Source organism: Companilactobacillus jidongensis (assembly GCF_003946575.1).
Classification (GTDB): Bacteria; Bacillota; Bacilli; order Lactobacillales; family Lactobacillaceae; genus Companilactobacillus; species Companilactobacillus jidongensis.
This window is the reverse complement of sequence record NZ_RHOP01000025.1, coordinates 1-22,342: the sequence shown is the minus strand read 5'-3', so window position 1 is coordinate 22,342 and position 22,342 is coordinate 1. Positions and strand designations below refer to the sequence as shown.

The following is a 22,342-nucleotide window of genomic DNA, read 5'->3' as shown; positions in this document are numbered from 1 at the left end:
ATTAAGATTCACATCACCTGAGTCTTCGGTAGAAATCAACTATTGTACATTATCATTATTTTGGTTATTAGTCAACATTAAGCGTTGATTTTTAGACCAGGGCCAAATGTTGATGTCATATTAACACTAACAATATAGTTACCCTTCAATGATGCAGGACGTGCCTTTGCGATAGTTTCGTAGAATGCGTTAAAGTTAGCAGCAATCTTGTCAGTATCGAATGACAACTTACCAATAGGTGCGTGAATCAATCCGTTAGGATCTACACGGTAAGTAACTTGTCCAGCTTTAACATCATTAACAGCCTTTGTAACATCCATTGTTACAGTACCTGTCTTAGGGTTAGGCATCAAACCTTTAGGTCCAAGTACACGACCTAAACGTCCAACTTTAGCCATCATTGGTGGTGTTGCAACAGCAACATCAAAGTCCAACCAGCCATCTTGGATCTTTTCAACAAGATCATCAGAACCAACGATGTCAGCACCAGCTGCTTCAGCAGCCTTAGCTTGTTCACCTTCAGCGAAGACGATAACTTTTTGTGATTTACCTGTTCCGTTAGGTAGAACAAGGGCACCACGAATTTGTTGATCAGCTTGTTTTGGATCTACGTCCAAGTTAATAGCAACCTCAACAGTTGCGTCAAATTTTGCATAATTTACTTTTTTTAGTAAGTCAGCAGCTTCTGTAGCAGTGTAAGTCTTATCCTTATCCACTTGCTTCATAGCTTCAATATATTTTTTTCCATGCTTAGCCATGCTAAGTTCCTCCTTGCTTTGTGGTCTATTGGGGATTTTCCCCTCCCACTTGTTAAGAATATTTTCATATTCCTGTAAACTGCTTATTGTCTAGTCTTCTACTGTAAAGCCCATACTTCTTGCAGTACCAGCAACCATACGCATTGCAGATTCAACACTTGCAGCGTTTAGGTCTTTCATCTTGGTTTCAGCAATTTCGCGAACTTGGTCGTTTGTGACAGTGGCAACCTTGTTCTTGTTAGGTTCGCCAGAGCCTTTTTCAACGCCGGCAGCCTTTTTCAATAGAACAGCTGCAGGTGGTGTCTTTGTAACGAAATCGAATGAACGATCTTCGTATACAGAGATAACAACGGGAATAATCATTCCTTGTTGATCTGCTGTACGAGCATTGAAGTCTTTTGTAAAGGCAACAATGTTAATACCAGCTTGTCCCAAAGCAGGACCAACTGGTGGAGCTGGAGTAGCCTGTCCAGCAGGAATTTGTAATTTTACTACGTTAGCAACTTTTTTAGCCACGGTGCATACCTCCTTGATCCGTGATGTGGTCATATTGAGAATTTAAATTTTCTCTCCCACATGTATGTCTTAAAAACATACCGTATTATAGTAGCACGGAAACAATCCTTTATCAATATAATTTGTTATTTTTGAACATCTGCAAAGTCAACTTCGGCACTTGTCATACGTCCGAACATGTCGACATCAACTTTAATTTTGTCATGATCATCATCAATTTCTGTAACTTTACCCGTCATATTAGCGAATGGTCCGTTAACAATCGTAACGTTCTCGCCAACTTCGAAGTCGTTACCAGCTTTTACACTGATACCAAGATCGTCAAGAATATGATCTATTTCTTCTGGTAATAATGGTGCTGGCTTGCTTCCTGAACCGTGACTTCCAACGAATCCTGTAACACCAGGTGTATTACGAACAACGAACCATGATTCGTCACTCATAACCATTTCAACAAGAACGTATCCTGGGAAAGTCTTTTTCATTTCTGTCTTTTGTTTACCATTTTTTGTTTCTGTTTCTTCTTCTTCAGGTACTACTGCTCTGAAAATATAATCTTCCATACCCATTGATGAGGCACGTGATTCCAAATTTTCCTTAACTTTATTTTCGTATCCTGAGTAAGTATGTAAGACATACCATTGTTTGTCGCCAGCTTCAGCCATAATTTCCTCCAAAAAAATCAAAATAAAAAAACCTCGAACAAAGGTCGAAGTTTTCTTTCATTACTTAAAGCATATCAAATTATCTGTGTACTTACAATCTTATTTGCTTCCCATTACAAATTGTTGGAGTAATGCTACTAGTCCCCAATCAATAACGGCGAAGAAAATAGCATACATCAAAGATGTAGCAACAACAGTCCATGTATCACGTCTGTTTTCCTTTGCAGTAGGCCAAACAACCAATTTCATTTCTTTTCTTACACTACCAAAAAATTTAAATAATTTCATTTAGTCCTCCAGATTAGCGTGTTTCTTTATGTAATGTGTGCTTGCCACAATGCTTACAAAATTTGTTAACTTCTAGTCGTTCTGTGCGGTTTGGGTTCTCTTGAACCGTATAATTTCTTGATCCACAAACGCTACAAGCCAATGCTACTTTTCTTAATCCCATGAGTCTCTCCACATTCTATGCAGTTTATATCTTTTACATTATAGATTTTAAATGTAGAAAAGTCCATGACAAACAGATGACAAATTACATGTGCTCCATAATTTTGAGTCTACATCTATTGGCAGCCCGATGCAATTGCCTAGTATCACACATTGCTAATTCACAGGCTATATGAATTTTTAATTCTCCTAATAAGAATTGTAATGCAATCAATTCCAGCTTGCTTAAATCCTCCACTGCTTGTTCCAAATAACTCGAAGTATCTAATAAGTGAACATAATTTTTTATGAATTCATTTGGGCTTTCATCAATAATCACTTGTTCATAAGAACACGCTAATTGGTTAGCCTGCCGTTTGACTGTATTTTCTCTACGAACAATATCAATTATGTGATTTTTGAATTTTAATTTGAAGAAACTGCCGAATTTTGAACCACTTGCTCCGTCAAAAATTTTGCAAGTGGCATAACAAACGATCAGTGCCTCCTGATACCAGTCATTTTGGTCGTATAAACCTATTTTGTACTGGAAGTACATATTGTCGATCATTGGGCGATATCGTTCGACCAATGATTCTAACGCAATTGAGTTGGCGTCCTCCTTTACTAATTTGATGAGTGCAAGCTCTAAGTTGTTCATGCACTTTTTCTCCATTCATAATATATTTGAATGGTTTTCCTTATTTAAAATTATCATGTATTCTATGCCGTTTTAAGCGAACGTTTGTTTACAAAAACTTCGTTGGCTAATTCAAGACTTTATCTATGAAAACATTCTTATACCAAAAAAGGATTTCATCAGTTATCAATTGATGAAATCCTTTTCCACCTTATGCATGTCTTGAAGCAAACGCTTGATACAACAAGACACCAGTCGCAACACTGGCGTTCAAGCTTTGAACGTGACCAACCATTGGTATACTCAAGGTTTGATCTACTTGTTTGAGAACTAGTGGTGAAACTCCTTTACCTTCATTACCAATTACAAGTGCAACTGGACCCTTGGCATTCCATGTCCGATAATTATCACCCTCCATGGCAGTACCAAAGACCCAAACATTTTCTTTTTTGAGGTCATTGATCGTATTAACTAAGTTAGTCACACGAACAACTGGAACATGCTCAATTGCGCCTGTTGAAGTCTTAGCGACAACTGAAGTCAATCCAGTTGAACGATGCTTAGGGACAATAATTCCATGTACACCGACGGCATCGGCTGTTCTAAGAATTGAACCCAAGTTATGCGGATCTTCAATTCGATCAAGAATCAAAATAAACGGATCTTCATTTTTTTTCTTAGCTATTTTAAAAATATCGTCTAATTCAGCGTATTGGTAAGGTGCAATATATGCGGCCATCCCTTGATGATTACCACCATTGCTAATATCGTCCAATTTATTCTTAGGAACCTCTTGAACAATTAACTTACTACGTTTAGCAAGCTCAATGACCTCACCAATGTGTGAACTTTTTAGTCCCTTTTGAACTAAAACTTTATTGACACGTTGACCCGCTGTTGGCGACTTCAATAGTTCTACTACTGAGTGGTGACCAAAAACTAGTTCTACTTCTTCTTCATCATCACGATTGCTATCGCGATTATTATTTGAGTTTTTCTGCATCAGTTTCCCCCGATTCTACTTTGTCGATACACCATTGTGCAAGTTCGGCTACACGGTCCTTTTGACCACTGACGTCCAAATAACCAAATAGTGCTTCAAACCCTGTGGACATATGATACGTCACGACACTCGTGTTTTTAGCCTTAGTATATTTCTTAGCATTACGTCCATTCTTGTAGATACGAATCTCATCTTCTGACAAAACATCTTCATCTATCATCAACGCAATCAGTGCCGCCTGTGCTTTGGCCGAAACATAATGTGTCGCCTTGTTTTGTAACTGGTTGACCTTAGTGATATCTAAGTCTAATAAGTGTTCACGAATGAATACTTCATAAACAGCATCTCCTAAATAAGCTAACGTCACACCATTTAATTGTTCGATCTTAACCATCTATATGCCACCGTGTTCCTTGTGGAGTATCTTCTAAGATAACTCCCATTTCCTTTAATTTATCACGTAACTCATCACTTGTTGCGAAATCTTTGTCGGCACGAGCTTGATCACGTTTTTCGACCATTGCTTGAATTTCTTCAGATAGGTCTTCTTTTTCACCGAATTGAATTCCTAGTATACCTGATAAACTTGCTAACTCATTCAAAATATATTTTGCACTTTCAGAATTAATATTATCTTGTGAACTATAGTTGTTAGCTAATGTTACCATTTCAAAGATTTCAGTTATTCCATTTTGAACGTTAAAATCATCATTCATGGCTGACTTGAACTTGTCGGTAATCGCATCTACTTCTGGTTTGACATCATCAGCAGCACCATCAGCATTATCCAATCTGAAGTTCAAATTATTGTACGCAGTCTTGATTCGTTCATAGTTGTCAGCAGCTTTTTGCAAGTTAGATTTCGAGTATTCTAGTGGTCGACGATAATGTGTTGAAGACAAGAAGAACCTCAACACTTGTGGGTCAATGTCCTTGACCATATCATGAACTGTCACAAAATTGCCAAGCGACTTACTCATCTTCTCGTTGTTTTCAACAGTTACAAAACCATTGTGCATCCAATAATTGACAAACTTCTTGCCCGTCTTAGCTTCACTTTGAGCGATTTCATTCTCATGATGAGGAAATTCCAAATCTTGGCCACCACCGTGAATATCAAATGTATCACCGAGATACTTGGTTGACATGACTGAACATTCAATATGCCAGCCCGGACGACCTTCTCCCCAAGGTGAATCCCATTTTATCTCACCTGGTTTTGCCTTTTTCCAAAGAGCAAAGTCAATTGGATCTTGTTTCTTATCAAATTCAGTTTCGCCAACATGTTCACTGGCACCTTGAACTAATTGATCAATATTTTGATCTGATAATTCGCCATAGTGTTCAAACTTACGAGCACGGTAGAAAACATCGCCGTCTGATTCGTATGCGTAACCTTTATCAACTAAGTCAGCAATAAAATCAACGATTTCTTCGATATTTTCAGTGGCGCGCGGATTAACTGTTGCACGTTGCACATTTAACTTATCGATGTCTTCAAAAAATGCTTTGATGAATTTGTCAGCCACTTCAGGCACAGTGATATTCTCACGGTTGGCTTCTTTGATCATCTTGTCATCGACATCAGTAAAGTTAGAAACAAACTTAACTTTATATCCTAAATATTCTAGATAACGACGCACCGTATCAAATGCTACGATCGAACGTGCATTACCAATATGAATGTAATTGTAGACAGTCGGACCACAGACATACATGTGAACCTCGCCTGGATTTAGTGGTTTAAATTCTTCTTTTTCACGTGTTAGTGTGTTGAATATTTTTAGCATATATTCTCCTTTCTACAAGAAAAAAGAGATTGAGGCAAAACAAAAGTTTTCCTTCAACCTCTCTTTTAAGATATGTAATTTTATTTCATTTGGCTCAATGTCTTATCAATATTGGCTAATGACTTTTCTTTACCGATCAATTCGATTGCTTCAGCGATTGCTGGACCATGCATTGTACGTGTAGCAGCAATTCTAGCTGGCATGTAGAGTTTTCTACCTTTAACGCCAGTATCAGCACGAACACCTTGAATAGCAGCCATAATTTGCTTTGCTGTGAAACGATCAAGTTTTTCCAACTTGCCACGTAGATCTTCAATAGCTTTACGTGAATCGTCCTCTTCAAGTTCTTTTTGTTCGTCATCTGTCAATACATCTGGTTGATTGAAGAAGATGTCTGATAATTCAACGATTTGTTGTGTATATGACATTTGTGGCATATACAATTCTGTTAAGTGTCTTACCCATTGAATTGTGTTTGTGTCAGGATCGTCAGGAATACGTTTGCCTTCGATTAAATTTTCAAGTACTAAGTCAGTAATTTCACTAGCATCAGCACTCTTAACATATTGATTGTTGACCCATTCTAGTTTCTTTTGATCAAACTTAGCTGGTGATTTGCTCAAACGATTTTCATCAAAAATCTTGATAAATTGTTTGCGAGTGAACAATTCTTCCTCACCAACTGGTGACCAACCTAATAGTGTAATGAAGTTGAACATAGCCTCTGGTAAATAACCCAAAGTACGATATTGCTCAATAAATTGTAGGATAGATTCATCACGTTTACTTAGTTTTTTACCAGTTTCAGTGTTAATGATAAGTGTCATGTGACCAAACTTAGGAGCGTCCCAACCCAAGTCTTCATAGATCATTAATTGTTTTGGAGTATTGGCAACATGGTCATCACCACGAAGAACATGACTTATTTCCATCAAGTGGTCATCAATTACAACGGCAAAGTTATATGTTGGCATACCATCGCGTTTTTGGATAACCCAGTCTCCACCGATTGTATCTGAATCGATTGAAACCTTCCCCTTAACGATGTCATCCCATTCATAAGTTTTGCCCTTTGGAACGTGAATTCTAATAACTGGAGTCAATCCGGCATCTTTTGATTCTTGAATTTTAGCTGCCTTTTCTTCTTCACTCATTCCAGCAAATTCATACTCATAATGAGGCATTTCTCCGTTGGCTTCTTGTTCTTCACGCATCTTTGTAAGCTGTTCTTCAGTCAGATATGATTCGTAAGCTAGACCTTTATCAAGCAATTCTTGGATATATTTTTGGTAGATGTCTTTTCTTTCTGATTGACGATATGGACCATAATTACCACCGACATCTGGACCTTCATCCCAGTCAACGCCTAACCATTTAAGGTTCTCTAGTTGACTTTGTTCTCCACCTTCAACGTTACGCTTTGTATCTGTATCTTCGATACGAATTACAAAGGTACCTTTGTGACTTCTTGCAAATAGGTAATTGAAGATAGCTGTTCTAGCATTACCAATGTGTAAATGTCCTGTTGGACTTGGTGCATATCTCACACGAATTTTATTATCTGACTTGTTTGCCATTTCTACGTTCTCCCCTTTTATTTCTAGAATTGTTCTTAGAATTCTTATTGGCATTATTTGAACTCTCTTTAGAACTATTCTTCTTATTACTATTGTTAACATTGTTACTTGTGTTGCTTTGGATACCATTCATTGAATGTTTAGGCTTAGCAAATATCATTTTACCAGCATCAGTTTGCAATGCACTAGTTACAACGACATCAACCGACTTGTCGATGAAGTATTTACCATCTTCGACAACGACCATTGTCCCGTCTTCTAGATATGCAACACCTTGTTCACGTTCAGTACCCGCTTTAATTACTTTAACAGTCATTGTTTCGCCTGGCAAAACCATAGGTTTCAAAACTTTGGCTAATTCATTGATGTTAAGCACTTGAACATTCTGAAATTCACTTACCTTACTTAAATTATAGTCATTCGTTAAAACAGCGCCACCTATTTCTTTGGCTAATTTAAGTAACTTCATATCAACTTCCGGAATATTATCATAATCACGCGTCGTTGTCTCAATGTCGATAGTAGTATCCATCTTCATCTCATTTAAGATATCAAGTCCGCGACGACCACGTTCACGTTTCTGATTATCACTGGAATCGGAGATAAGTTGCAATTCATGCACAACAAAATCAGGCACCATGATCTTACCTTCAAGAAATCCAGTTTGTGCTAATTGGTGAATCCGACCATCGATAACAACCGACGTATCAAGAATCTTATATGGATAAAAATCTTTTTTGGATGAACGGCGCATTATTTCACCATCGTAATCCATATCCTTTTTGTCATCATCAGGTTCAGTTGCCTTACGCTTAGTGATTGAAAAACTCTTCCAATCATTACGACGACTAGTTCCCATTCGGAATCCTAAGAATCCAAAGATTATCATTAAGATAACTGGAATGATATTAGCAAACCAATTGTGCATCATATAGAAAGGAATCGAAATGATGTTTGCTAAAACCAATCCTCCAATTAAGAATATCGCACCAAAAATTATCCACCCCGGCGAACGAGAATTAAGATATTTTTCGATTCTAGTATTTAAATCTGTGATGGGTTTAATAAATAGAAACGACAGTAAATAAAATATAATTAATCCAATAAGTCCGTTAACATAGCCGTTATTTAATAAACGTACACTATCTAATCCTGCAACGATCCACAATGCTGGCAAAAGCGTGATACCAACTGCTAAGCCAAACAATGCGAAGATTGCATTAATAATATATTTTCGCATATATAAATATATACCTCCTAGTTAAATATTTTGTTCATTGCTTCTAGAACAGTGCTTACGCCAATAATCTGAATCTTATTGTTCTTAGTCCAATCACCCAAGTTATTCTTGGGTACAAAAATACGTTGGAAACCAAGTTTTTCAGCTTCATTAACCCGTTGATCGATTCGATTAACTCGACGTACTTCACCAGTAAGTCCGACTTCGCCGACAAAACAGTCCGTGGCTGGAATACCAATATTCTTGTAACTAGATGCAATAGACATTGCCAATGCCAAATCAATAGCTGGCTCATCTAATTTTACACCACCAGTTGACTTCAGATAAGCATCTTGGTTCTGAAGCATTAGATTACCACGTTTTTCGAGTACTGCCATAATAACCGATACTCGATTATGATCTAAGCCAGTTGCCGTACGCTTAGCATTGCCAAAAATAGTTGGTGTGATCAATGATTGAATCTCAACGAGAATTGGACGTGTTCCTTCCATAGAAACAACAACTGCAGAACCATTGGCATCCTTGAGACGCTCTTCAAGAAATATCTCAGATGGATTGGCAACCTCGACTAATCCCTTCGTCTGCATTTCGAAGATACCGATCTCGTTAGTCGAACCAAAACGATTCTTAACTGAACGTAAAATTCTATAACTATGATGAGTATCTCCCTCAAAGTATAGAACAGTATCTACCATATGTTCCAATATTTTTGGACCGGCGATTGCGCCACCTTTGGTAACATGTCCAACAACGAATACGGTGATATTTTGCTGCTTGGCAATATTCATCAATTCAGATGTTACCTCACGTACTTGTGAGATACTTCCGACTGCTGATGAGATCTCTGGTTCATCCATTGTTTGAATCGAATCTATGATCAAATAATCAGGATTCATACTATTGATCGTGTCACGAATGTAACTCATATCAGTCTGAGGATAGATATACAACTCATCCCCGTGAACATCTAGTCGATCAGCACGCATCTTGATCTGTGAAGCACTTTCTTCACCAGAGACATATAATACTTTTCCACCAGTCTTTTGTAACTGACCAGCAACTTGCGTCAATAGTGTTGACTTACCAATACCAGGATCACCACCAATTAAGACAAGTGACCCAGGAACAATTCCACCACCCAGAACCCGGTTCAATTCTGACAAGTCAGTTTTAACACGTGGTTCTTTTTGAAATGACACATCATTTATTTTTATAGGTTTAGAGTCCAAGTCACTAGTTCTGCGGCTTGGAGTAGCCTTAGCAGATTCAGCGTGTTCTATTTCTTCAACCATCTGATTCCAAACGCCACAATTAGGACAGCGTCCTAAATACTTAGGTGAAACGTAGCCACAATTCTGACAAACAAATTTTGATTTTGATTTAGCCAATAAAATAATTCCTTTCTAAATACATTATATGCCGGATGAACCGAATCCACCTTGGCGTTCCTTCAAACCACCCTCATCTTCATCAGTTGTTAAATATTTGATGAAGATTCCTTGAGCAAGGCGTTCACCTTTTTTGACTGTGTAATCGAATGGAAAGAAATTGATCAATTGAATGAACAGCTCTCCTTCATTCCCTTCATTATTGTAATAGTCAGCATCCACCACACCTATTCCGTTAGGAATCGATAGTCCACGTTTCAAGGGGTTACTAGAACGACTAGCGATGATCAATACTTCATCATCCTGCATATATGCTTTAACACCAGTTGGTACCAAAACTGGCTTGATATTTTTTTGAATTTCTTTTGTTTGTGCTTCGTCAACTTTACCCTTACCAAAAATAAATTTGATAACATTCAATACGCCAAATTTCCACATTGAAGGTACAACAAAATCTTCTGCACTTTCAATGTCATATCCAGCAGCATTTTTGGTCTGACGAATTGGTAAATTGATACCTTTATCTTGATATTTTTTTACGATTTCAAAACCACGTTTTTTTGTCAAATCGAAACTCTCCCATTATCATTAGATAACTAAAATAATAGCATTTAAACCGTTATAAAACTATTGATTCGACTGACTTTATTCCGCTAATACGGTAATATTAAGGTAATTAATATATAGAGAGAAGGTAGTTTATGGAAATAAAACAAGAAGACGGTCGTTTTTTTATTGAAGAAGATGAACTTGTTGGTGAAATAACTTACTCACCTGTTAAAGATGGCGTTATTTCAATCGACCATACCTTTGTGAATGAAAATTATCGTGGACAAGGTATTGCTGGAAAACTGCTTAATGAAGTTTTGGATTATGCAGACGGGAAAAATTTAAAAATTGTTCCTGTGTGTGAATATGCCAAACTTGCATTCAAGAACAAACCAGAGATCCGTTATTTATTAACCGAAAATTACCAAAAGCTCTTAGAGGAGGAACGTTAATTGAATCAAGATGAATTAAAGAAGGCCGTCGGAATCAAGTCCGTTGACTTCGTTGAAAGCAATACAGTAGTTGGATTAGGTACTGGCTCAACTGTTTATTATATGATCGAAGAACTTGGCAAGAGATACCAAGCTGGCGAAATCAAGAATATCGTTGGTGTTGCAACATCTTCACGTTCTCAAAAACAAGCCGAAGGCCTTGGCATTCCTATGAAAGACCTAAACGACATTGACCACATCGACTTAACGATCGACGGTGCTGATCAGATCGACAAAAACTTCCAAGGTATCAAGGGCGGTGGAGCTGCTCACCTTCTTGAAAAAATGGTTGCTACAAATTCTCATAAGAACATTTGGATCGTTGACCAATCAAAAATGGCCGACAAACTTGGCAGTTTCCCACTACCACTAGAAGTAATTCCCTTTGGTTGTGAGAAAACTTTTGCTGACCTACAAGCAGAAGAGTTGCATCCCGTGTTCCGTTTAGATGACAATGGTAAGCGAGTATTAACTCACAATAAGAACTATGTCATCGACTTGAAGATGGGTGAAATCGATCACCCGCATCTACTAGCTGACTGGCTGGACCATCAAGTCGGAATCGTCGCACATGGACTATTCTTAGACTTAGTCAACACTGTTATCGTCGGTCAGGATGATGGTCCAAAAGTTATCAAGGACGTTCGTTAATCAAATAAATAATTGAGGGAGAGATTTTATGAAGGAAATTACTTCAAAAGAACTAGAAAAATTTCAAACAGCCTTTGAACAAACACCAGGTTCATCTGCAATCAAGAATGCCGTAGCTAATAACGGTATTTTACAATCAAGTGAGACTGTCGCTTCCAAAATTGCAATGGATCCTACTTTTTCAGTTGAATTAGACACTGGTTCTGTTGCTGACCAAAAACAATCTGGATTATGCTGGGTATTTGCCGCTTTAAATACTATGAGACACCCTATCCAAGCTAAGTTCAAGATCAAGGGCTTCGAATTATCAGAAGGCTACATGTTGTTCTGGGACAAACTAGAAAAATCTAACTTCTTCTATGAAAATGTTATCAACACTGCTGCTCTTCCAGTGGGCGATCGTAAAGTTGACTTCTTGATGACGACACCTCAACAAGATGGTGGACAATGGGACATGATCATGGCACTTGTTGCCAAATACGGTGTCGTTCCTAAGAGCGTTATGCCAGATACATATAGCAGAACAAAATCCTCAGAACTAAATACTGTTCTTAATACTAAATTACGTAAAAATGCTATTGCATTGCGTGATTTAGTTAATGCTGGAAAATCTGAAGAAGATATTGAGCGTGTTAAGAACGAAATGCTTAGTGAAATCTACAAGATTTTGGTATACACAGTTGGCGAGCCACCTACTAAATTCGACTGGGCCTATCGCGATGATGATAAGAACTATCACAAGGAAACAAGCATCACACCTCAAGAATTCTTCAAGAAGTATGTTGGCTGGGATCTAGACAGTTATATCTCAACTATCAATGCACCTACAACTGATAAACCTTACAACCATGTCTATACCGTAGAAATGCTAGGAAATGTCTTGGGCGGGCGTCAAGTACGTCACCTGAACCTTGAAATCAATGACTTCAAGAATCTAGCTGTTAAACAGTTGCAAGACGGTGAAGCAGTTTGGTTTGGTAGTGATGTTGGCCAAAGTTCTGATCGTAAGATCGGTATCATGGACACAAATATCTATGATGTTGAAGGACTATTTAACACTGATCTATCAATGACCAAAGCTGAGCGACTAGACTACATCGAAAGTATGATGACACATGCCATGGTACTAACAGGTGTTGATCTAGACGAAAACGGCAAACCAACTAAGTGGAAAGTTGAAAACTCATGGGGTGAAAAGGTCGGAACAAAGGGTTACTTCGTAATGAGTGACTCATGGTTCGACCAATATGTTTACCAATTAGTTATCAACAAGAAATACTTGAGTGACGATTTGAAGAAAACATTTGAAACAGAATCTCAAGAACCAAAAGTTCTCGCACCTTGGGATCCAATGGGCGCACTTGCATAAAGCTTGATAAATCTGGCTTTAGCAATTTGTTTCCAATAACATATAAAACTAATAAAAATGAGTTGTATCACACCTAATTACTTGGTTCTTTAAGTGTGATACAACTCATTTTTTATATGATGTATCCATAACTAAAAATCTGAATTCATCACAATTTCTTGAACTTACTGATAATTGTTAGCAACAAAAGTTGGTTTAATTTCAGAATCATTGAATTGATTATGTGAGTTGAAACAAATTATTTAAATCAGGAGTAGATTCACATATTCCCACTTGGAAATAGCTTGCCTAGTTACGAATAATTTACCGGCCAAATCATCTTGGGGGATTCCTCTGTCTGTTCGATACATCCTAAGCTGTTTCACAAATTCTGACATCATTATTTCCCCTTTACACTTTTAATTAACTCTACCCTAAATATCAATTTAATAAAATTCATGTGAATAATTAGATTTAATATTATGCTGACAAGTACAACGCCGTTATTAATTTTGAAGATAAAAAAGCGTTATGAATTAGCCTTCATAACGCCGTACACTGATTCTAAATTTTTTTTTAGATAATTTTTTCTCATAAACATAATAGTAAACCAAAGCTAAAGTCGCACCGACGGCAACTCCGATTCCATTAGCAATAACATCATTGATATCAGAGACTCGATTAATCAAGAACGTATGTGATAAATAATACTGCGTCAATTCAAAGCCCACTCCCATTATAAAACTAAGTGGGACTATTAAGATTAGTGACATATTTGGAAAAATCTTCTTAATCAAAAATCCCAATGGAATGGTTAAAATAATATTTTCAATGAATCCCAGACCAACATAAATATAATGCAAATTAACTCTTCCTATTCCCGCCGGCATGATATAAACGGCTACACCATCGAAAGATAACGGTGTAAACAAAATTACTCCTAGAAAGGTCAAATAAGTCAATCTAATTAGAAATACGCTCCGACGTTTTACCTCATCAATACTGCCAAGAATATAAAGTCCACTTATAAATGACAGGCTCAGTACTACTAATAAAGGTATCCAACGCAATTACATCGCCCCTTTTTTATTTTTGTGTTGTTCAAATTATACTGCCCTTTAGTTTAAACAACCCGAAGAAAGTGCGATTTTTTTGTGAAGAGAACCGGATTGATTCCTTACAACAAAATTTAACACATAAACAAACCACATTAATGATCACAAAACTGATAACGATCATAACCCACCAATTTCATTAATATAAGTCTAGCAAAAATCATTTTGTCTAATAAAACAAATCAATTAATCGGAAAGTTTTCAAACCGAAAAACAACCAGATCCTCAAGCTCGGATTGGTCCGCACAGCATGTGAATATTTTCAACCTGGGGACTACTAACTTTTAACCAAATTTAAGGAAAAGCCTTAAAAGTAGGCAGTGCCTTTTTTTAGTTACCTCAATACCCTATAATGAAAATTATAATAAGAAGGAGTTGTTCATATGAAAAATAATCAATTTGCCATTCGTCCAACTGACTTTGACACACAGATTCAAGAATTACAAAACCTTCATTTCTTAACGTCTAACAACGAAATGATAAACAATCCGATTGATTTGTACACAGATCTCTTGAGACTGAGCTTTTTAAAGGCTAAGTCAAAAGCTACCTTCGAACAAAAATTGTCTACTTATATGGCAACGCCAGATCAAGATGCCCTAGAGTACCTAAAAACCAACGATGAATTATCAATTCAGGCTTTCTACAACATTGCCTTACAATTACTAGAGTTCAACCCTGATGTAGATTTCTCATTCGAGGATCCACTAGCTGCTATGAAAAAGATTCAACTCAAGATTGCCGAGCACGAAGGAAATGTCTTTACCATAAACGAATTGAAATCCGCATGGTATTGGCTCTTAGCAACTCACAATAAAAATGGTCAAACATTCATTGATTCACTGGCTGCTAACGGATACTTCCTGCCCTTTTATGGTGAAATCGGTGAACCGTTATTGTTCAACGGAAAATCAATGCCTGTTTTTAATCCGCATAAATTAATTCGTGAAGTCGTTTATGTTGAATCACCACAAGATACTGATGATGATGGCAAATTGGATTTACTCAAAGCTGAGATTCTACGTCCTGCCGAAACTGAAGACGGATTAAAGTTTCCAGTGCTCTATACTGCTAGTCCATACAACCAAGGTACTAATGATGAAACTGGTGAAAAATTAATGCACAACGTTAATATCCCACTGGAACACAAAGAGCCAAATGACTTAGAATATGCCGATATTGAATACAAAATACCAGATAAAAAATTACCGAAACCAAGATCTGTCAACGGACAAGTTGAAATTGCCGAAGAAACATTTGCCAGAGAACAATCGTACACATTGAATGATTACTTCTTAGCACGTGGTTTTGCCGTTGTCTATGCCGCAGGAATCGGAACCAAGGATTCTGATGGTGTAAGAACTACTGGCGATCCTGAAGAAACAACATCAACCGTCTCAATTATTGAGTGGTTAGCCGGCAATCGTCGTGCTTTCACTAACAAAGTCGATAATATCGAAATCAAAGCTTGGTGGTCTAACAAGTCAGTTGCTATGACTGGTAGATCATATCTAGGAACACTAGCAACTGCTGCTGCTACTTCAGGTGTTGAAGGATTAAAGACCGTAATCAGTGAAGCTGCCATTTCTAGTTGGTATGATTATTATCGTGATGGCGGACTTGTCATTGCACCCGGAGGTTTCCCTGGCGAAGACGCTGACATATTGGCTGAAGAAACATTCAGTCGCCGTCTACAACCTGGTGACTTCCACAAAATCAAACCATTGTGGGATAAGAAACTCAAAGAAATTACTAATGGACAGGATCGAACAACCGGCGATTACAATGCTTTTTGGGATGCTCGCAATTATCATAAGAACTTCAAAAACATCAAAGCTGATGTCTTAATGGTTCACGGTCTAAACGATTGGAATGTTAAACCACGAAATGTCGAAAGATTGTGGAACGGCATTCGTCATAACGGCGTTACACAGAAGATAATCTTACATCAAGGTCAACACATCTATATCAATGCCTTTCGTTCTGTCGATTACACTGACATTATCAATCTGTGGTTAACTCACGAACTTCTTGGCGTCGATAATCAAGCTGAAAAGATAATTCCTGATGTATTGATTCAAGATAATGTTCAACCGGAAACTTGGAATAGTTATCGTGATTGGAGTAATCAGGATAATCCTACGATTAAATATAATTTATCAAGTGATAAGCTTTCTATAGCCGACAGTACCAACGAAAAGTTAACTTTCAGTGATCATCTTGAAGGTGAAACATTTGACCGTTACAAGAACCATAACGACCAATGGCAAACAGATTTAACTGATAGTGACAATGATGAAATGTCAAAGCATCGTTTATTGTTTACAACTAATAATATAGAAGAAACTGTTATTGACGGAAAAGTAAATGTCAATTTGAACGTTGCTTCCAGTAAAGATATGGGAATGCTTAGTTTCCAATTGATTGATTATGGTGACGCTAAGCGATTCAAGGTTTCACCCACTCTATTAGCTCATAATGGATTAGCTGAAACTTATGATTGGCGTGAAGATGATTTACGTGAATTCACCCTAGGATCGAAAACAAATTATAAGATGATAACTAAGGGTCATATTAACTTGCAAAATAGAGAAAATGCGTATAAAGTAAGCGACCTTGAACCAAATAAGTTTTATCCGATTTCTGTGGAACTACAACCAACTTTTTACCGCATCCCTGAAGGTCACAAACTAGGATTAGTAGTTTATGCAACAGACTTTGGTATGACTATTCGTGGTAATCAAGATATTGAATACTCAATTCAAACTGGCGAATCTAATATTTCGGTTCCTATTCACGAGGAATAACGATTTGAACCAAAAATCGATTTTAACATTGACATCACGGTTGCCACAACTAGACCAAAATTAAAAGGTTTCATGCAACCATTTCTAATGTTATAATCGCCGTTGAACTGTTTAATTTGGAGATTATTTATATGGAAAAAAATCAATTGAATTCACTAAAAAATAATCCTCATTCAAAAATGAGTTTTGCTGGATTCCTAATTGCTTTAGGAATCGTGTATGGAGATATTGGTACCTCACCTCTATACGTTATGCACTCATTGATGGTGGGAAATGGTGGACTTGATAAAATGTCCACCAATTTTATTTTGGGTAGTGTATCTTTAATATTTTGGACACTTACTTTGGTTACGACCATCAAGTATGTGTTAATAGCCTTACGTGCTGATAACCGAGGTGAAGGTGGTATTTTTGCCCTTTACACTTTAGTTAGAAAGCGCGCCAAATGGCTATTAATACCGGCAATGGTTGGTGGAGCCACCTTCTTAGCCGATGGAATGATGACACCTGCTGTTACTGTTACAGCAGCAATTGAGGGATTGAAAGGTGTCAAATTCAATAATAATATTTTGATCAATAACCAGACTCAAGTTATTATCATTACCATGGTTATTTTATCAACGCTATTCTTTATTCAGCGATTCGGTACGCAACTGATTGGTCGGGCTTTTGGTCCAATCATGTTAGTTTGGTTCGCCTTCCTCGGATTGATGGGTATTTATAACATCTCATTCGACTGGACAATTATTCGTGCATTGAACCCTTACTACGCTATTGCATTATTGCAGAGTCCGATGAATATCCGTGGTATCTTTATTCTGGGTAGTATCTTCCTTGCCACAACTGGTGCTGAAGCACTCTATTCAGATATGGGACATGTTGGACGTCCAAATATTTATACCAGTTGGCCTTTTGTTAAGATTTGTTTGTTACTAAGTTATTTAGGACAAGCAGCTTGGTTGATGCGTCTTAAAGACAATACAGTATTGCAATCAATGGGATCAGCCATGAATCCATTCTATGAATCAATGCCTGCTAACCTTAGATTATTTGGGATTTTGTTGTCAGCCTTTGCCGCAATCATCGCTTCTCAAGCTTTGATCTCAGGTTCATACACACTTGTATCTGAAGCAACAAAGCTAAGAATCTTCCCACGTTTGAAAACATACTATCCTACAAACTTCAAAGGACAGTTGTATATTCCAACTGTCAACTCAATTATTTGGGTAGTTTGTCTATTCATCGTTATGTTCTTCAAGACTTCCGAAAACATGTCTAATGCATACGGACTTGAAATTACCATTACCATGTTGATGACTACGATCCTATTACATCAATGGTTGTTGATGAAACGTGCAAATCGCTTCTTCACAACGGTTATTATTAGTTTCTTCTTCATCATCGAAAGTATTTTCTTCGTTACAAATAGTAGCAAATTCATTCATGGTGCTTACATTACTATGGGTATCGCAGCTATTCTTATCAGTGTCATGTTCATTTGGAGATATGGTGATCGTCTGATGGACGACAATACTTTCAGAAGTCACTTCGCTTCTCTACTAGCATTCAAGCATCAATTGAATGACTTAAGAAAAGATCCAAGTTATCCGCTATATACAACTAACTTGGTTTATCTTACAAAAGTTCATGATGGCTATCGTATCAAGAAGAACATTCTTTATTCGATTCTCGATAAACGACCGAAACGTGCTGAAGTATACTGGTTCGTAACAGTTAATGTTACTGATGAGCCTTATACGGCTGCGTACTCGGTTGAAACATTCGATACTGATTACATGGTCAGCGTTCAGTTGTATCTTGGCTTCCGTGTCGATCAAAAGGTTAACGTCTATCTACGACAAGTCGTCAATGATATGATGTCTAACGGTGAGATCAAGCCACAACCACAGAAATATACAACTATCCCTGATCGTCAAGTTGGTGACTTCTCATTCATTCTTATCAAAGAAGTACTCTCACCTGACACTAAGATCAGTGGAATCAAGAAGAGTATCATTCACGCTCGTCTAGCTCTACAAAAGTTCATCTCACCTGCAAGTTGGTTTGGACTATCATATAGTGACGTTATGGAAGAACGTGTTCCATTAGTCCTTGGTAAGGTCTCAATGAACCGACTTCGTTTGGTACGTAAGGATCGTTCCGCACTACAAGATCTTCCGATCGATCAGCCAATTGATGACGATGAAGACGATTAAATAAGCAAAAAAATAAAGCTGATTTCCAAAACGGAAATCAGCTTTTTATTTACGATTAGTTTTGATAATATTCAATTTTGCATCCAGCTCATAAATCAACGGAACTCCGTTAGCGACTTCGATCCCATCAATATCAGAATCACTCACATCTTCCAAATACTTGATCAAAGCACGAATAGTACTTCCGTGCGCTACGATCAACTGATTTTTGCCATCAAGTAATTGTGGTGCAACAACATCTGTGTAATATGGCACGATACGCTTATATGCTTGAAACAAGCTCTCTGAGACCGGCATCGCTCTTGGATCGAGGTATTTGTAAGGACCAACTAACGGATCAGGATGAGCTAACTTAGGTGGCATTGTATAGTAACTTCGACGCCATAGTCTAACTTGTTCAACTCCATATTCTTCTCTAGTAGTATCCTTATTCTGACCTCTAAGAGCCCCATAATGACGTTCATTTAGTCGCCACGACTTAATGATCGGAACATAATTGATGTCCAGATCATCTTGGATAATATAAGCTGTCATGATTGCTCGCTTCAATACTGAAGTATGTACTTCTTTAATGTTCATATTTTGTATTTGAGCAGCGGCTTCATGTGCTTGGTCGATTCCCTTTTGTGTTAATTCAACGTCATTCCAGCCAGTGTAATCATTTGTTGCATTGGCTGTGCTTTGTCCATGTCTTACCATGATAAGTTTTACCATCTTCCGACATTACCAACTTTCTTGCAGTATTCTCTTTTATATTATCACAAAAAATGAATGAAAATATTATATTGATTTTCATTCATTTTTTTATTTATTTTTTTTAATCGATCATTGGTTCATCTAGTCCACGAGTACATTCAGCCTGTAATGTAATATGCGCAACACCAAATTTTTCTTTCAATAGTTTATCCACTTGATCATAAACAATCTCAAGTTGATCCATATTGCATTTTTTTCTGACATTTATGTGTGCATCTAAGATAATGAAATTTTCATCGATCATCCAAACATGGACATGATGTATACCAACAACATCAGGCACAGTTAGAACAGTCCTCTTAACAGCCTCTAAATCAATCTTAGGGCTTGCTTCCATCAGGATGTTGATAGTTTCCTTCACAACATCAAAAGCTTCTTTAAGAAGCCATATGGCGATAATAATCGTAATTGCTGGATCGACCCAATTCCAATTAAATAGTGTTACAAAAATCGAAGCAACAAAAACGCCAACTGATGACAATGTATCAGATAACATATGCAAGAATGTCGCCTTAATATTCAAGTTGTCCTTGGAACCCGACCACAGAGCTAACATCGAAATCAAATTAGCTAACAAACCAATGACTGATACGGCCATCATCAAAGTACCATTGATATGTTGTGGCGTCTGAAATCTTCTGATCGATTCAATAATCATAAGTATTGTTATCACAATCAAAATACTGGAATTAACAAAAGCTGCCAGGATCTCAGCTCGCTTATAACCAAACGTCTTCTCGGAATTATTCTGACGGCGACCAATCACATTGGCAACGTATGAAATAACGATTGAAAGTGAGTCTTCCAAATTATGAACTGCATCAGATAATAATCCCAAAGAACCAGAAATAACTCCACCAAAGAATTCAGCAATGGTGATTAAAAGATTCAAAGCAGTAACAGCCAAAAATCTTTTTCCAGTAATTTTTGTATGATCCATGACATCACTTCCCTTTAGGTACATCTTACCATTTTCAAAAAAAATGCAAAAAAAATAGGCCGATCTGACACTCAGCTTATTTCTTAATACTATTCCGCATTATTTTGTCATAGCTGGTTTAGCTACAACTTTAATTGGATGAGCTACATCAATAATATCAGAGAATCTGTTTGTAACATAATCTCTCATACTGTCACTAGCTTCTTTCTTAGAAACATTATGACAAATGCGCTTCTTAGCAATTCGTTGGCCTGTCTTATCTAAGAATTTGCATGTTACTTCATAATCGCCATGATTACCAAAAAACAACATCATTGTGACCCCCTTTTATAAAATGATAAACACCCCTGATGTTTCGACCAGATATTTATACCACTTTTCAAAAGACGTTACAACACCTTTTGACTAAATTCATAAAAAAAGAATTTTTGTGTAATAGTTCTTATTTTCCATGAAAAAAAATATGATATTATTGACTATAAATAGTAAATTGTTTAGTTAACTTATGGGATACGTACTTAGGGAGAAAAATATGGATAGACGTACTAACAGAGAAAACCGTAAACGTAGTTCTAATACACAAAATAATAATCGTGATAGCAACAGCAGAGTGCAAAGAAACATGGAACAAAGCACCACTTCAAATAGCCGTTCAGCACGTGGGGCTGTGCGACGCCAAAATACTCCTTTTTATCAAAAAAATTCCTTTATTATTTCGATGATAATTGCAGCTATTGTCATCATTGTGGTTGGACTAATTATTTGGCGCGTCAACGTTTCAAAAAATACAGCACCAAAATCAAATAATATTGAAAAAGTTCAATCAAGCAAAAAAACTACGCCTAAAAAGAAAGCTAAAAAATCCACCAAGCAGGCTGCTCAAAAAGCAACTGACGAGACCAAGGATAAAGCCGCTGACAAAAAAGCCGATTCAAAAACAAATTCTGTCAATAACGCTGGTACATATAACAAACTCAGCTATGATACTGACTGGTTTACTTTCAAAATATCTAATGATGTCAAACTAGTTAAAGATGCTAATGGTGACGCTGCTTTGCTAGTCAAATATAATTATACTAACAAGACTCAGACGCCAGAAATACCTCAACAAGTTCAGGCTAACTCGATCATCTTGAAACAAGATGACAAACAACTTGATCCAACTAGTGCAACTGGGGATTACGCCGACCTAGTCAATGCATCGAATACGCAACAAGTTCAAACCGGCAAGAACTTCGATGGCGCACTTCTAGTCAAAGTAAATAACACTGATTCTGATGTAAATATGTACTTCAGAAACATCAAAACTAATGACCTGATGGATACCATGCAACCATTCAAATTAAAATAGAGCAAAAAAAAGGATTCTCTTTGTGGAGAATCCTTGGTTCTATACTTTCTGGTATTGATGAATAATCAATACCAGTTTTTTTGTACTCTTTTAAAACAAAAAGAACATCACT

24 protein-coding genes and 1 other annotated feature (1 of these 25 cut by a window edge) are annotated in these 22,342 nt (G+C 37.1%); of the genes, 6 read left to right on the top strand and 18 right to left on the bottom strand.

The genetic code is table 11. The features are described from left to right. Positions 1–47, bottom strand: a sequence feature (ribosomal protein L10 leader region); it reaches 71 nt to the left of the window's first position. Between the two features lie 30 nt (positions 48–77). From rplA to EKM68_RS12290, 13 genes are all read right to left on the bottom strand, one after another. Beyond that, a complete protein-coding gene (gene rplA / locus EKM68_RS12350; protein ID WP_125591117.1) occupies positions 78–758 on the bottom strand; it encodes a 50S ribosomal protein L1 in 681 nt (226 codons plus the stop codon). A gap of 90 nt (positions 759–848) precedes the next feature. Next, complete coding sequence (gene rplK / locus EKM68_RS12345; RefSeq protein ID WP_125565663.1) at positions 849–1,274, bottom strand: 50S ribosomal protein L11; 426 nt, start codon at positions 1,272–1,274, stop codon at positions 849–851. Between the two features lie 125 nt (positions 1,275–1,399). After that, positions 1,400–1,939: a transcription termination/antitermination protein NusG gene (gene nusG / locus EKM68_RS12340; protein WP_125591116.1), complete on the bottom strand. Its 540-nt coding sequence runs from the start codon at positions 1,937–1,939 to the stop codon at positions 1,400–1,402. 99 nt (positions 1,940–2,038) lie between these two features. Then, the gene (secE, locus tag EKM68_RS12335; RefSeq protein WP_125591115.1) at positions 2,039–2,227 is read right to left on the bottom strand and encodes a preprotein translocase subunit SecE; all 189 of its coding nucleotides are present in this window, start codon (positions 2,225–2,227) and stop codon (positions 2,039–2,041) included. A gap of 13 nt (positions 2,228–2,240) precedes the next feature. After that, positions 2,241–2,390 carry a 50S ribosomal protein L33 gene (gene rpmG, locus EKM68_RS12330; protein WP_125591114.1) on the bottom strand — a complete coding sequence of 50 codons (150 nt, stop codon included), beginning with the start codon at positions 2,388–2,390 and terminating at the stop codon, positions 2,241–2,243. Positions 2,391–2,474: 84 nt separating this feature from the next. Further along, positions 2,475–3,029 carry a sigma-70 family RNA polymerase sigma factor gene (locus EKM68_RS12325; protein WP_164509443.1) on the bottom strand — a complete coding sequence of 185 codons (555 nt, stop codon included), beginning with the start codon at positions 3,027–3,029 and terminating at the stop codon, positions 2,475–2,477. Positions 3,030–3,219: 190 nt separating this feature from the next. After that, positions 3,220–4,011, bottom strand: coding sequence for a 23S rRNA (guanosine(2251)-2'-O)-methyltransferase RlmB (gene rlmB, locus EKM68_RS12320; RefSeq protein ID WP_125591112.1), 792 nt, complete (start codon positions 4,009–4,011; stop codon positions 3,220–3,222). Continuing rightward, positions 3,992–4,405 carry a Mini-ribonuclease 3 gene (locus EKM68_RS12315; protein ID WP_125591111.1) on the bottom strand — a complete coding sequence of 138 codons (414 nt, stop codon included), beginning with the start codon at positions 4,403–4,405 and terminating at the stop codon, positions 3,992–3,994. Before EKM68_RS12315 ends, rlmB begins: the two co-directional genes overlap by 20 nt. Beyond that, positions 4,398–5,801 (bottom strand): cysteine--tRNA ligase, encoded by a 1,404-nt coding sequence (gene cysS, locus EKM68_RS12310; RefSeq protein WP_125591110.1) that lies wholly within the window; start codon positions 5,799–5,801, stop codon positions 4,398–4,400. Before cysS ends, EKM68_RS12315 begins: the two co-directional genes overlap by 8 nt. 80 nt (positions 5,802–5,881) lie before the next feature. Beyond that, positions 5,882–7,378: a glutamate--tRNA ligase gene (gltX, locus tag EKM68_RS12305; RefSeq protein ID WP_125591109.1), complete on the bottom strand. Its 1,497-nt coding sequence runs from the start codon at positions 7,376–7,378 to the stop codon at positions 5,882–5,884. Continuing rightward, entirely contained in the window at positions 7,359–8,618 is a 1,260-nt protein-coding gene (locus EKM68_RS12300; RefSeq protein WP_125591108.1) for a PIN/TRAM domain-containing protein, read from the bottom strand. Before EKM68_RS12300 ends, gltX begins: the two co-directional genes overlap by 20 nt. A 17-nt stretch (positions 8,619–8,635) precedes the next feature. After that, entirely contained in the window at positions 8,636–10,006 is a 1,371-nt protein-coding gene (radA, locus tag EKM68_RS12295) for a DNA repair protein RadA (RefSeq protein ID WP_125591107.1), read from the bottom strand. Between the two features lie 24 nt (positions 10,007–10,030). Beyond that, on the bottom strand, positions 10,031–10,573 hold the full coding sequence (locus EKM68_RS12290; RefSeq protein WP_125591106.1) for a dCTP deaminase/dUTPase family protein: 543 nt from the start codon (positions 10,571–10,573) through the stop codon (positions 10,031–10,033). A 134-nt stretch (positions 10,574–10,707) separates the two neighbouring features. On the opposite strand from EKM68_RS12290, the gene EKM68_RS12285 reads away from it, so the two are divergent. Genes EKM68_RS12285 through EKM68_RS12275 form a run of 3 tightly spaced genes read left to right on the top strand, consistent with a single transcriptional unit; the run spans position 10,708 to position 13,066 of the window. Beyond that, positions 10,708–11,007 carry a GNAT family N-acetyltransferase gene (locus EKM68_RS12285; RefSeq protein WP_125591105.1) on the top strand — a complete coding sequence of 100 codons (300 nt, stop codon included), beginning with the start codon at positions 10,708–10,710 and terminating at the stop codon, positions 11,005–11,007. Further along, complete coding sequence (rpiA, locus tag EKM68_RS12280; RefSeq protein WP_125591104.1) at positions 11,008–11,697, top strand: ribose-5-phosphate isomerase RpiA; 690 nt, start codon at positions 11,008–11,010, stop codon at positions 11,695–11,697. Between the two features lie 28 nt (positions 11,698–11,725). Beyond that, positions 11,726–13,066 carry a C1 family peptidase gene (locus EKM68_RS12275; protein ID WP_125591103.1) on the top strand — a complete coding sequence of 447 codons (1,341 nt, stop codon included), beginning with the start codon at positions 11,726–11,728 and terminating at the stop codon, positions 13,064–13,066. Positions 13,067–13,308: 242 nt separating this feature from the next. Here EKM68_RS12275 and EKM68_RS13875 read toward each other — a convergent pair whose 3' ends face one another. Together EKM68_RS13875 and EKM68_RS12265 are read right to left on the bottom strand one after the other, a co-directional pair. Then, on the bottom strand, positions 13,309–13,416 hold the full coding sequence (locus EKM68_RS13875) for a hypothetical protein (RefSeq protein ID WP_404810808.1): 108 nt from the start codon (positions 13,414–13,416) through the stop codon (positions 13,309–13,311). 165 nt (positions 13,417–13,581) lie between these two features. Further along, positions 13,582–14,115: a VanZ family protein gene (locus tag EKM68_RS12265; protein ID WP_125591102.1), complete on the bottom strand. Its 534-nt coding sequence runs from the start codon at positions 14,113–14,115 to the stop codon at positions 13,582–13,584. A gap of 428 nt (positions 14,116–14,543) precedes the next feature. Here EKM68_RS12265 and EKM68_RS12260 point away from each other — a divergent pair, with 428 nt between their 5' ends. Both EKM68_RS12260 and EKM68_RS12255 read left to right on the top strand, forming a co-directional pair. Further along, the gene (locus EKM68_RS12260) at positions 14,544–16,967 is read left to right on the top strand and encodes a Xaa-Pro dipeptidyl-peptidase (RefSeq protein WP_125591101.1); all 2,424 of its coding nucleotides are present in this window, start codon (positions 14,544–14,546) and stop codon (positions 16,965–16,967) included. 131 nt (positions 16,968–17,098) lie between these two features. Further along, the gene (locus tag EKM68_RS12255; RefSeq protein ID WP_125591100.1) at positions 17,099–19,183 is read left to right on the top strand and encodes a KUP/HAK/KT family potassium transporter; all 2,085 of its coding nucleotides are present in this window, start codon (positions 17,099–17,101) and stop codon (positions 19,181–19,183) included. Positions 19,184–19,228: 45 nt separating this feature from the next. Here EKM68_RS12255 and EKM68_RS12250 read toward each other — a convergent pair whose 3' ends face one another. The 3 genes from EKM68_RS12250 to EKM68_RS12240 all read right to left on the bottom strand — a co-directional run bounded on the left by EKM68_RS12250 (position 19,229) and on the right by EKM68_RS12240 (position 21,194). Further along, positions 19,229–19,897 carry a 2,3-bisphosphoglycerate-dependent phosphoglycerate mutase gene (locus EKM68_RS12250; RefSeq protein WP_125591099.1) on the bottom strand — a complete coding sequence of 223 codons (669 nt, stop codon included), beginning with the start codon at positions 19,895–19,897 and terminating at the stop codon, positions 19,229–19,231. Between the two features lie 103 nt (positions 19,898–20,000). Further along, entirely contained in the window at positions 20,001–20,879 is an 879-nt protein-coding gene (locus EKM68_RS12245; protein ID WP_125591098.1) for a cation diffusion facilitator family transporter, read from the bottom strand. A 99-nt stretch (positions 20,880–20,978) separates the two neighbouring features. Continuing rightward, on the bottom strand, positions 20,979–21,194 hold the full coding sequence (locus tag EKM68_RS12240) for a hypothetical protein (RefSeq protein WP_225423011.1): 216 nt from the start codon (positions 21,192–21,194) through the stop codon (positions 20,979–20,981). A gap of 217 nt (positions 21,195–21,411) precedes the next feature. Here EKM68_RS12240 and EKM68_RS12235 point away from each other — a divergent pair, with 217 nt between their 5' ends. Further along, complete coding sequence (locus EKM68_RS12235; RefSeq protein WP_164509442.1) at positions 21,412–22,230, top strand: DUF5067 domain-containing protein; 819 nt, start codon at positions 21,412–21,414, stop codon at positions 22,228–22,230. Positions 22,231–22,342 lie beyond the last annotated feature (112 nt).